We start from the raw sequence: 13,202 nt of genomic DNA, 5'->3' as shown, positions 1-13,202 counted from the left end.
GTTATAGTATCGATTTCTACACCAGCAACATACGATTCTTCAATCATCTCTCTAGGCATTCTTCCTATAAAATTTCCAATTCCACAACTAGGCTCTAATATATTATGTTGTTCAGGAAGTGGAGCAGTTCTTAACATGATTAAGTATAATTTAATAAACAATCCTAATTTAAAAAATATTTCGCAAATCGAACTTGTTTTAGACAATGATCAAGCTGGAAATGTTTCTGTATCAAAAATAATGGAAGAATTTAGTAAAGATGTTTTCACATATAACGATAAAGAATATCCTATAAATATAGACGTTGAAAAAACCGATTATTTTTTAATGTATCATAATGAAAAAAAAGAAATCAAAGACGTAAATCAATTGCTACAAGCTGTTACATATCTTGTTGAAAATCAAGTTCAAACAAAAGATGAAAGTTTAAGTTTATAAAATCATTAATGAGGCAAATTGCCTCTTTTTTATTTGGAGGATGATTAGTATAATGGTTACAAGAAAGAAGGAAAAAAATTATGAACAACTATCTATATTCGAATTCTTCTCAACCGAATTGGAAACAGATTATAACAAAAATGCTGAAAGAGAAGAATCGTCAAGCATATTACGAGCTACAATTAAAGAACAAACTATCGGATTTAATTCAACAACTGGAAGAAGAAACATTGATACAGTATCAGATGATAATCAACGAACTATATCAAAAGAATCCAAACACGTCAAATCCAACATTTCAGCAAAAAGTTACTTATATGGAAACGATAGAAAAACAAGCGAGAGAATTGACAATGGAATGGATTCAGAAACAGAAGCTATTCCAATACAAGAAAACAATTTTTTCTATTTAGATAATGAATTAGAACAAAAATTATCAATTAAAAGAAAGTATGAGCGAAATATTAAAGCTATAAAATTGTTGGATGTATTAAAAAAGGAAGATAGAACAGCAACATTTGAAGAGAAAAAAATCCTTGCTGGATATACTGGCTGGGGTGGTTGCAGTCAAATATTTGATGAAAACAATTTAGACTGGAAAGAACAAAGAAAAATTTTAAAAAATCTAATAACTATAAAAGAATATAATAATGCTCGTGCCAGTACACTTACCAGTTTTTATACACCATATGTTATCATAGATAATATGTATAAAATAATAGATAAATTAGGATTTAAATATGGAAATATATTAGAGCCTAGTTGTGGAATTGGAAATTTTATAGGAAGAATGCCTAGAGAGATGATTGAAGAATCGTATGTTGCTGGTGTAGAAATCGATACTATAACTGGTAATATTGCAAAATACTTATATGATCGTAATGATATAAATATTGCTGGTTTTGAAGATACCCACTTCCCTGACAATTGCTTTGATTTAGTTATTACTAATGTACCATTTGGCAATTTTAAAGTTTATGATAAAAAATACCATAAATTAAATTTTAATATTCATAATTACTTTATTGCTAAATCATTGGATTTAGTACATGATGGTGGAATTGTAGCAGTAATTACATCAACTGAAACGCTTGATGGAAACAGCAATATTAGAGAATATATTAACGAACATGCCAATTTTATTGGTGCAATTAGATTACCATCGAATACATTTTATATTAATGGTGCTAATACTCAAGTGACTAGTGATATAATTTTCTTACAAAAAATAGAAAATAAGGTTATTTTCCATAGCGAAGAATATTTAAGTACTAGTAAAATAAATGAACAATTTCATCGAAAAATAAATAATTATTTTATTAATAATCCAGATATGGTGTTTGGTAATGTAGTTGAAAGAAAAAATCAATATGGAAAATATGAAATTGAAGTAATTGATGATCCAATAGTATTACTTGATCTTGAAAATGTCACTGAAAATAGTATCAATACTAAAAAATTTGAATTTCTTTTTTCAAAAATAATTAATAAATTCTCTAACATTTTCTATTCTAATGAAAAAATAACCAACATCAGTAATTTAGAAATTAAAGATATTAATAAATATGCACCAAACAGTTATTTTATAGAAAATAAAAAAATATATTATAAATCAATGGAAAACATTACTGAAGTAGATAATCTCAAAATCAAAGATCAAGAGCGTTTATCTGGATTAATAAGAATAGCCGAAATTACAAATGAAGTAATTGAAGCACAAGTCAATAATATCGATAATGATAAATATGTTGATAAAAGAAATACACTAAATAAATTGTATGATGAATTCATTCTTAAATATGGCTACATTTACACATTGTCAAATTCAAGATTATTTAAAGAAGATTATAGATTTTCACTGGTTCGTGCATTAGAAGATGTAGACATAGAAAATAAAACAGCCAAAAAAGAAAAAATATTTTTTGAAAAAACTATATATCCTGTTGAAGAATTGAAAGTAGCTGATTCATTAGAATCAGCTATTAGTGCATCATATAATAATTTTGGTAAAATAGATATAGATTATATATGCACAATTTATAATAAAAATAGTGATACTGTTAAAAAAGAATTACTAGAAAAAAGACTAGCATTTATTGAACCAGATACCGAAAAACTAGTTGGCTCTAATGATTATCTATCAGGTAATATTAGAAAAAAATTAAAAATAGCTAAACATTATAATGCTGAAACTAATATAGAAGCATTATCTGGTGTATTACCACCTCTAATAGAATCTGAAGATATTACAATACAAATGGGAGCTAACTGGATAGATGACGAAATAATGCATGAATTTATAAAGTATCTCTTTAAACCAGCTAGTTATCAAACATTTGATATTAATTATGATAAAAATCTTGGAATATGGATAATTGATAAATATTATACTTATAACGATCCAGAAATTGATAATAATTGGAATGTTGAAAGTACCGATAATAGTACGATCATTGGCAGTGACAATAAAGAACATATTATTTCTCAACCAGTTTATAATGGATGGAACTTAATTGAAGATATCATTAATTCAAAAACTATATCAATTTATGATTATTGGAGCGAATATACAGACGAAAAAGAAATAAGAAAACGTAAACTAAATATTGAGCGTACTACAACTGCCAAAAATTTAGCTGAACAATTAGAAGAAAAATTTAAGGAATGGATTTTTGAAGATATTGACAGAAGAAATTATTTAACAGAAAAATATAATGATATTTTTAATTCTATCAGATTAAAAGAGTATGATGGTAGTTATTTAACTTTTCCAGATATGAATAGTAGTATATTGCTTGAAGATTATCAGAAAAATGCTATTGCTCGTATTATCGATTCAAAAAACACCCTACTATCTCAACGAGTTGGAGCAGGAAAAACATTTGAAATGATTGCTGCTGGAATGAAAATGAAACAAATGGGATTACGTCACAAATTGTTATATGTTGTACCAAATCATCTAGTACAACAATGGGGACAAGATTTTATGAAACTATATCCTCATGCCAATATTCTAGTTGCAGATAATAAAGATTTTACAAAAGATAAAAGACAATTATTTATCCATAAAATTGCAACTAGTAATTATGATGCTATTATTATGGCTCATTCTTCATTTGGATTAATTCCAATGAGTTTAGAATTTCAAAAAAATGCAATGCAAAATGAAATAGAAAAATTACAAAATGCTATTGATGAATTAAATTTAGATATTAATTTCAAATATAATAAAGGACAGAAAAAAAGAGTAAAACAATTGGAACGAACCAAAAAATCAATAGAAAATAACATAAAAACATTAATAGAATCTAAACACCGTGATCAAGGAATTACTTTTGATCAATTAGGAATAGATTATATGTTTGTTGATGAAGCACACGAATTTAAAAATTTATATATATATTCAGCGAGAAGTAACATAGCTGGTATTCCATCAGCAAAATCAAAGAAAGCATCAGATATGTTAATGAAATGTCAATGGATACAAAAAAATGGTGGTAATATTTGTTTTGCAACTGGTACTCCTATTAGTAATACAATGGCTGAGTTGTATGTATTACAAAAATATTTACAAAATGATCAATTAGAGGAAATGGGAATTTACTGTTTTGATAGCTGGGCAAAAAATTTCGGTGAAGTAGTTACTTCTTTTGAAATATCTATAGATGGAAAAGGTTTTACTTCTAAGGAAAGATTTTCTAAGTTTTTCAATATTCAAGAACTTATTACCGTATTTAAAGATATTGCAGAAATTCAAACTGAATCTATGCTAAATAATGCACTAAGAAATTCTAAAACTGGGAGAAAATTTTCTATCCCACCAACACACATTGGTGGCAAGCCACAAATAATAAGTATTGAACCATCTTTATTATTAAAATCATATATCGATAACATTGCTAAGCGTGCTGATGCAGTGCATAATAACTCTGTTGATCGTTCAGTAGATAATATGCTTAAAATTACAACAGATTCAAAAAAAGCATCGATTGATTTACGATTGATTGATGAAGAATTAATACCTTATGAAACCACAAAATTAGAAGTAATAGCAGATAATATAAGTAAACTATATTTTCAATATGCTAATGATAAAGCCACGCAATTAGTTTTTTGTGATAGCTCAACACCTAACAAAAATAAATTTAATGTGTATGATGAATTGAAACGATTAATGATGATTAATCACATACCAGAAAATGAAATAGCTTATATTCATGATTATAATACTATGAAAGCGAAACAAAAACTTTTTGATAAAGTAAACAAAGGAGATATACGAATATTAATGGGTTCAACAGCAAAATTAGGAGCTGGAACCAATGTTCAAGAAAGACTTATAGCATTGCACCATGTCGATGTTCCGTGGCGATCATCAGATATCGAGCAACGAAATGGTAGAGCTTTTAGACAAGGAAATAGATATGATAAAATATATGAGTTTAGATATGTTACTAAAAGAAGTTTTGATGCCTATTCGTGGCAAATGATAGAAACCAAAGCATCATATCAAGCTCAGCTATTTGAAGGAACTACATCAACTAGAGAAATTGCTGAAGATAACAAAGCAATTTTTTCTTATAGTGAAATCAAAGCAATTGCTAGTGACAATCCATTAATTAAAAGAAAATTTGAAGTTGATAATGCCATTAAGAAAATTGAAACAATTCAAAAACAATGGCAAAAAAGATATTTTAACTCTCAAAAACAAATACAAGATTTACCTAGTAAGATTGAATATCTTGAAAATATAATTCCTTCTTACAAAAATGATAAATCTTTAGCTGAATTATCCAGTATATCATTAGAAAATTTAAATTCTAATTTTTTTATAACTTATTTTGGAAAAAGATATACTGACATAAAAACAGCAAATGATGTTTTACTAGATTATTTAGACAAAAATAAATCTACTGCATCTAACTTGTCTGTAGGGTGTTTTTGTGGCTTTGATATCATATTAAAGTATGATAAAGAAAATGGCTGGATAATATATCTCAAAGCTGAAAATGAATATAAAGTTGATATTTTAAACAGAATTGGTAGAACAAATATTGAAAGAATGTTAAAAAGAATGAATTCTATTTCTAATACAGTAATAAATATGACTACTAATTTGACCAATTTAAAAGAAAATCTTCAGATAGCAAAAAAAGTAGTATCAGAACCCTTTCCTCAAAAGGAAGAATTAAAAAAACTGAAAACAGAACAGAAAGAAATCAATTCTAAGTTAACAAATACTGAAGATAAATTTATCGGTGGTGAGCAAGTATTAGAAAACTAATGATATATTAAAAATAACCGTTGGATCTAAAAATTCTATCGTTCAATCCATTTTATTAATCTTATAAAGAGGCAAATTGCCTCTTTTTTATATACAAGGAGATAATTAATATGAAAAAAAATATAGAGGAAACATTGAATAATATTAAATATAATGACTTAAAAAACTTCAAAATATTAGATATATCAGGAATTGATGAAGATATTGAAAGATTGGATGCTCTAAATGAAACAATATTAAATCATAATATTGCTGGTTTTATCGTTAAGACAAAGTATCTAGATTATATTCATCAAGATATAGAAAACTATACATACATTTCAAAAGAAGAATTCTTATCAGATGAAAATCCTATATACAAACAAGATTTTAAAAACGGTATAACTTTTTATCAAAAAAGAGAAAATTCTCAAGTTTTTTTAACTGGAAGAGTTCATGGTCAACATTACAGTGTAGATAGCAATCTTCTAAATGTAGAAACACAAAATGAATATATCGCAATTGATGATAACTATAAGAAATTATATCTGGCGAATAATGATAATCAAAATCTGCAATTTATTTTTGAAAAAGCGAAAAAAGAATGCATACAATTAAATCGTGATCTAGTAAATAAAGTAATTAATAATATAAATGAAATTTATAAAATACAAGCAGTAAAAAAATATTTAATTGACAGTCCATATGATTACGATAAATTTTTAGAAACAACTAATGATCCGAAATTTAGATACTATGCCCTTTCATATAGATTTCCTAATCAAAGTGGTTATGAAAATTTTAAGGAATATCATTTGCGAGAAATATTATGTAAAGCAAATGAATACATGATAAATGAAAATTTATCTTATAATCCAATAATAGTTGGATATCCAAATAATAGTATCGAGGATTGGTATCTATATAAAATCGATGCAGTAAATATTAATAATCCTAAAGATCATACAGTATGGACGTCTTTTAATATTTCAGGTAAAACTCCAGTATTAAATAATGGGCATTATAACCTTAAATACGAAGATGTTTTTTCTATTATAGATGTAAATTTTAAAAATATATTTAATAACTCTAATCTTGAATCAGATAAAAATAATTCAAAAATAAATATATCTAATGAATTATCTAAAAATAGAGATGAAATAGAAATTTAAATCCATCTTAATATATTTTAAATACTGAGGAGAAATAAAAATGTCTAAACATATTTATAATATTTCTGTATTGCAGGAAGCTATCGAAAAACAAAATACATATTTTATACTTAATGAAATTACTGAAATAGTTAATGATCTTATAAAACATTCAAATGATACTTATTTAAAAAATGATTTTAAACATTTTTTAGATGAAATAAAAATATATAATAATTCTGATAGTTATGAAGTAATAGAGTCAAATGTCTTGACTACATTTTCATGGCTTATTAACGAATACAATAATCCATACATTGAAGAAATATACTTTTTCAATATGCATGAGTTGTTAAACGATATTATATGTAAATATCCTAAAAACGATCCAATTTTCTATAAAAAAGATAATTATAAATATGAATCAAATCAAGATATCCTTATACATGCATATCTTACCTATAATAATAAATACGTTAAAAAAGATTTGGCTACAAATCTTAATACACCAGATTTTATTTTAAAGCATTTATTTATTAATTGTATTGATCATAAATTCAAAGATAATAATGAAATTATCAAGCTGATCATTGATAACAAAAACGTCCCATCTGCAATCATAAATAATATATTAAATGGTAGCAATACCATATTAAAACTAGAACTATTATTGAATGAAAATATTGACATAAATATACTACATAAATTGGATAATGATGACAATACATTGGTTAGATTATGGTCTAATGAAAAATACAACGATGATATAACTGTTAATTATTATGATAAAAACAATATATATGATTACATTATTGATACAATTTTAGATGAATGCTATACCGATTCATCTAGTGGTAATATGTGTATAAACACCGATAAGTTAATTCATAAATATTATATTACTAAAGAAGATGTCGATAATATATATAATCTATTACTATTAGATGATAATATTTTAGATATAGTCTATGACGATGATGAATTTGATATAATTGTCGGTTGGGGAAAATGTATCAATTACGAACCGTTAAACGATGAAGAAGAAAACTATATCAATCATAAAAACGACTATGAAGAAATTTTTAAAAATAGATTCATTCCAACAATATGGCACTTAAAAAATGAAACAATTTTAAAGATTCACGACAAGTTATTAAATAAAACAATTGTAAATTATAATTGTTTTAACGAAAAACATGCTGATTTCTTATATCGTAATTATGTACAAGAACAAGAATGTAATTATATAGATAAAATGCTTACTGAAGAAGAACTACAAAAAGAGATGTTTAACGAATTATAAAAAGACAATATTAAGATGAATTTTACATCATTTTACATCATTTATACATTGATTAATGATGTAAAATATGTTATATTAGTGATGTAAGGTGGTGTAAATACATGAGATTGAAAGAATTAAGAGAAAATATGAATATTACACAAGCTGATGTAATCAATAGGAGTAAGGAGTTGGGCGGAAAATTTACTCAACAGCAATTAAGTAGATGGGAGAATGGAGCTTTCCCATCTGAAAAAAATATTGAAATTCTTGCTAAAATATTTGACGTTAAAAAAGAAGAATTATTTGATAATACTGGTGAAAACAAGACGGTTGAATTTTATAATAAAGGATATTTATATGGAATTGATTTAGCAGAAAATGGGTTGACATTCAATCAGTTTGTTACCCATCAAAAGAAACATAGCATTCCTGAATTTGGAGACAAAGAATTTGAGGAAGCTAAAAAATCTATGATTGATTTCTTTATAGAACTTTCAACTGGAGTAGCTGCTCCAATATCAAAAGAGTTTCTAGAAGTTACTAATATAAAAGAAATATATAACTTTTATATTGGAATGTATAATGCTATACTTTCAAAGGAAAATTGATAATAAAAAAAGATTACAAAACAGATTGTCACTTCTGATTTATTTTTAATTTAATATTTGTGTTAATGAGAGATTATTTTATAACCTCTCATTAATTTTTTATTTAGTAAATAACAAGGAGAAAATTATGGAAAATATATTAATTAGTAATACAACAAAAGAGGATCGAATTAAAATAGTAGAAAAAGGTATTTCACTTGCAAGTTTAGAAAACAACTCAAAAATTAGTCGAGATATTTTTAAAAATTATATTGATGGGAAACAAGAATTAGATGATTTATACAATTTAATTTTAAAAAGGAGTCAAAGATAATGTATCACTCAATTGAAGAACAAGAAATAATATTAAAAAAATTAACTTATTCTAATGATGTATTCAAAAATAAATTGAATATAAGAGATAATGCAGAATTGGAAGAAACTGAAAAATTACTCGTTGCAATAAAAGCAATTCAACTCCCCTACTCATCAATAAGCAAAATGGATTTTGACTATAAAAGATTAATTGCAACTAATGAATTTTTGTTAGAAGATCTCTATGAATTTGCTGGGAATTTCCGAGAAGTTGATTATTATGATTTGAATTTATATGGTAAATATGGCAATGAAGTTGAGTTCAGCAACTATTACAATATAGAAAAGAATTTAGATACCGTATTTAATAATCTCAATAGTTTCTGGGATTATTATACTGATATTGAAAAAATACATCTTTTTTCTGCTTGTGTAGCTGATATGTATTTAGTACACCCTTTTTATCGATGCAATTCTACTACACTAATGCTTTTTTCAATAGATTTTGCCCAAGAAAAATTAAATTTATCAATAGATCCAATTAAATTAATTAACAATTATGATATTGAAAAATTATTGTATAACTACCAATACGACAATATTTCTTTAATAAAAGCTTTTATAGAATGCGATAATTCTAACAATCATTTTCATGATATGTTTGCCGAAGCTGATAATTGTATTAAAAATGATATAGAATTATAAAGAGGCATGATGCCTCTTTTTTTCTTGAAAAAAATTAGTTTGTGATTTTTATAGTACAAAATGTACTATAAAAGATAGGAATTTTTTACTCATTTTTATGAAAATGAAAATGATATAATTAACATGGTTAGAAAAATAAAATTCTTTAACCAATAACGTTCTATGCTATTCGCATATAATACTCTTTAATTAATTTTTATGTTTTTTTTTTAGACGATACATATAAGTTATCGTCTTTTTTCATATAATTCTATAAAACCACTTGAAATGTAGTACATTTTGTACTACATTATTATTGTAAGTTGTGATTTTTCAGTGATTATTTATAAAGGAATAATATAAAAATGAATATTAATACTAAAAATAAAAAATTAAAATTATTAAAAAAATATACTGATCCAAAATTACAAGATATTGTTGAAAGAATGAATACTACCAGATCAGCATTTTATAAAGGTTATATAAATGATGATTCAGTAGACAAAGTTTTCAACGAAGTATACATAGAACTAGAAAATCTTTTAAATGAATTTAAAGCTGTTAAAGAAGATGAAGAAATTACTAATTATGTGAATACTCATCAAGAAGAAATACTAAAAAAATTTGGCAATAAATTAATTATAAAAGATATTTTTAAAAAAGAAGTAAAAAAAATGATAAAAAAATCTAATAATAAGATATAAATTTTAATTAAAAATTATATCTTATTTATAAATTATCTGGGAGGTTATTTAATGAACGAAAAAACGTATTTAATAAATAAATTATCTAAATTAACAAATGAAAATAAAGAATCACTAGAAAAAATGACAATTTATCAATTAAGAAATATGTACGCTAGAGTAACATATAATCAGGAGGGAAATAAAAATGAAAATGGGAATTAAGATAGCAATCTTATTAAGTCTAGTCATCTTAGTTTCTGCATGTTCTTCAAATTCACACAGCAGTAATGATAATAGTTTCGCTGAGGATAAAGAATATATTTTAAGAGGACTAAATGATTTAACAGAAAACAGTAATATGATAATAAATGAAATAATATATATTCATAAAATTGATATTTCAGATGGATTGTATATATATGATGCTACATTTCATGAGCATATCAAGCCAGATGCTGCATATGAAATAAAGATGAACATTGCTGAAAATGGTAACGATTATTATATCTATGATTATTTTTATATCGATGATAATGATGAATCACTTAAAAAATATGATGGTATTATTAATAATCATGAAACACTTCTTAAAAGTGACAAATCTTACTTTGTAGATGAAAATGACAACAGATTAGATTATATAGACATTGATAGAAAATGGATAGAAGAGAATATTATGATCTATTATTAAAGAAGGGATGATATTATATGGAAAAGTTAAAAAATTTATTCGATACTAGAAATAAAAAAATCATAGCTGGCGTAATAAGTATAATAGTTATATTTGGTGTAATTGGAAGTATCTATGCTCTTTCATCTTCCCATGATTTATTGGCTATTAAAAATAATGAAATAACAATTGAATACGGCGAAAAGATTTCAAATGATGTAAAAAAATATATTGATACATCTAAATTAGATGATGATGAAGAAAAAGATGTTCTAAAAAATACTGTAATCAGAACAAATGTAAAAAATGAAGTTATAACTTCAACCAATGAGGATGGTACAACAACTGAAACAGATGCTGGATATCCAAAAATAGGTAATTATGTGATTACTTTAACATATAAAGACGAAACAGCAAATATTAATGTTACAGTAAAAGACTCAACTGCTCCAGAACTGTTAGTACCTGAACAAGTTGAGATTGTACAAGGAACAGATTTGGCAACCTATGATTTTAAATCTTTAATGACTGCTTCGGATTTATCTGAATTATCTGACTATACTATTGATTATTCACAAATAGATATTAATACCCCTGGTGAATATATGGCTAAGTGTTCTGTTCAAGACAAAAGTGAAAATAAAACCGAAAAAGAATTTAAAGTTATTATTGTTTTTCAACCAGCAGTTGATGATAATTCAGAAGTAGTAACAGAAATACAAACTGATCCTACTACTGGACAGAAAAAAACAGTTGTTACTACAAGACCAAAAACAAATACTAATAACTCAAGTTCTAGTTCAAATAAAAATTCTGGATCAAACAATACAAATAATAGCTCTAGCAATAATAATTCAAATTCTGGAAATAATTCAAGTAACAATTCTGGAAATACTAATAATGGTAATAATTCTAATAATAATAACAATACAAATACTGGTGGAGGTAATAATTCAAGTGATTCAGGCAATTCATCAGGAGGTTCAGGTGGTAGTATTCAGATTGTTGTCAAATATACATGTAATGATCATGGTGGTGAATATGACAGTTATGAAGAACTGATAGCAGCTGGTCATGGTAGTTGTTCTGGTTGGACAGAATACGGAAGTTTAGACCACATCCCATGGTAAAAATAAATATATTAGATGGTTTTATAAGGAACCATCTTTTTATTTTCAAAAAGAGAGGTAACAAGATGTATAAATGTCGTAATCCATGTTATAAATAAAATATTTTAAAAAATTCTAAACAGCTATATGCTGTTTTTTATTTTACAGATTATAAAGGGGATTAATAAAATGAAAAAAACACTAAAAAAAATTCCTAAGTTTTTTACTATTTTTGCTTTGTTATTAAGCATTATTAGCACATCGTTAATAACTAATGTAAATGCAGTGAGTCAAGCTGGAAATACTGTCAACTTCACATGGGGTGAAGAAATATATTATCCAAAATGGCTAGGTAATTGGTCAACTAAAATGTGCTATATAGATGGGAATCTAGCTTATTGCCTTGAAGCATCAAAAGATACTCCTCCAGCTAATGCTAGTGCGTATTATGTAATTAGCAATAATGAAGCATTGTTAAAAGTACTTTACTATGGGTATGGTGGTCCTGAGGATGTTTTTAGAGGTGATACTGTAACATCTGATAAAGAAAAATATCTTTATACACACATTATGGCTTCATATGCTTATAGTGGTGATATGTATGGTAACAATAGTTGGGAATATCTAGAAAGTATTGGCGTAGGATTAAAAGCAAGATGGGATCAAATTCAAAGTTTACCTATTCCGACTAATACACTTACATTTAACAATAGTAATGATTTAACAGTTAGTGCATATTTTGATTCAAATGAAAAGATTCAAAGAACAGAAAATATTACTTTAAACACAAAATCTGATGCAAGTATTACTTTACCACTACAAGATAATGTGACACTTCACAACATAACAAAAGGTACAAGTACTACAAGTGGAAATGCTACTGTAAATGGAGGCGATACATTCTATTTAAGTGCTCCACTAACAGTAACAGAAAACTATTCTAGTGATTGGTTAACTGCAAATAACTTATTAAAATATGCTCCTTTGGTAATACAAGGATATGCAAATTATCAA

At 25.6% G+C, this 13,202-nt stretch carries 12 protein-coding genes; all 12 read left to right on the top strand.

Translation table 11 applies throughout. The features are described 5' to 3' along the window. Positions 1-135: 135 nt before the first annotated feature. On the top strand, positions 136-438 hold the full coding sequence (locus tag B5E92_RS13560) for a hypothetical protein (protein WP_087303097.1): 303 nt from the start codon (positions 136-138) through the stop codon (positions 436-438). Between the two features lie 52 nt (positions 439-490). Continuing rightward, entirely contained in the window at positions 491-5,722 is a 5,232-nt protein-coding gene (locus tag B5E92_RS13555) for an SNF2-related protein (RefSeq protein ID WP_158095241.1), read from the top strand. Between the two features lie 110 nt (positions 5,723-5,832). Next, entirely contained in the window at positions 5,833-6,873 is a 1,041-nt protein-coding gene (locus B5E92_RS13550) for a hypothetical protein (RefSeq protein WP_087303094.1), read from the top strand. A gap of 40 nt (positions 6,874-6,913) precedes the next feature. Then, the gene (locus B5E92_RS13545; RefSeq protein ID WP_087303092.1) at positions 6,914-8,155 is read left to right on the top strand and encodes a hypothetical protein; all 1,242 of its coding nucleotides are present in this window, start codon (positions 6,914-6,916) and stop codon (positions 8,153-8,155) included. A gap of 101 nt (positions 8,156-8,256) precedes the next feature. Further along, positions 8,257-8,745, top strand: a complete 489-nt coding sequence (locus B5E92_RS13540; RefSeq protein WP_087303090.1) for a helix-turn-helix domain-containing protein — start codon at positions 8,257-8,259, stop codon at positions 8,743-8,745. 127 nt (positions 8,746-8,872) lie between these two features. Then, on the top strand, positions 8,873-9,058 hold the full coding sequence (locus tag B5E92_RS13535; protein ID WP_087303088.1) for a hypothetical protein: 186 nt from the start codon (positions 8,873-8,875) through the stop codon (positions 9,056-9,058). Next, on the top strand, positions 9,058-9,744 hold the full coding sequence (locus B5E92_RS13530; RefSeq protein WP_087303086.1) for a Fic family protein: 687 nt from the start codon (positions 9,058-9,060) through the stop codon (positions 9,742-9,744). The genes B5E92_RS13535 and B5E92_RS13530 overlap by 1 nt, the downstream gene beginning before the upstream one ends. A 344-nt stretch (positions 9,745-10,088) precedes the next feature. Next, positions 10,089-10,427: a hypothetical protein gene (locus B5E92_RS13525; RefSeq protein ID WP_087303084.1), complete on the top strand. Its 339-nt coding sequence runs from the start codon at positions 10,089-10,091 to the stop codon at positions 10,425-10,427. Between the two features lie 51 nt (positions 10,428-10,478). Next, positions 10,479-10,631 carry a hypothetical protein gene (locus B5E92_RS15540; RefSeq protein ID WP_158095240.1) on the top strand — a complete coding sequence of 51 codons (153 nt, stop codon included), beginning with the start codon at positions 10,479-10,481 and terminating at the stop codon, positions 10,629-10,631. Beyond that, on the top strand, positions 10,615-11,100 hold the full coding sequence (locus B5E92_RS13520) for a hypothetical protein (protein WP_087303082.1): 486 nt from the start codon (positions 10,615-10,617) through the stop codon (positions 11,098-11,100). The genes B5E92_RS15540 and B5E92_RS13520 overlap by 17 nt, the downstream gene beginning before the upstream one ends. A 17-nt stretch (positions 11,101-11,117) precedes the next feature. Then, positions 11,118-12,209: a hypothetical protein gene (locus B5E92_RS13515; protein ID WP_087303080.1), complete on the top strand. Its 1,092-nt coding sequence runs from the start codon at positions 11,118-11,120 to the stop codon at positions 12,207-12,209. A gap of 168 nt (positions 12,210-12,377) precedes the next feature. Continuing rightward, positions 12,378-13,202, top strand: an 825-nt coding sequence (locus B5E92_RS13510) for a thioester domain-containing protein (protein WP_343215447.1), incomplete at its 3' end; no start/stop codon positions are given.

Origin of the sequence: Erysipelatoclostridium sp. An15 (genome assembly GCF_002160675.1) — a bacterium.
Taxonomy (GTDB): Bacteria; Bacillota_I; Bacilli_A; order Erysipelotrichales; family Coprobacillaceae; genus Thomasclavelia; species Thomasclavelia merdavium.
Note: the sequence above shows the minus strand (reverse complement) of the source record. Positions and strands in the feature narration are given on the sequence as shown.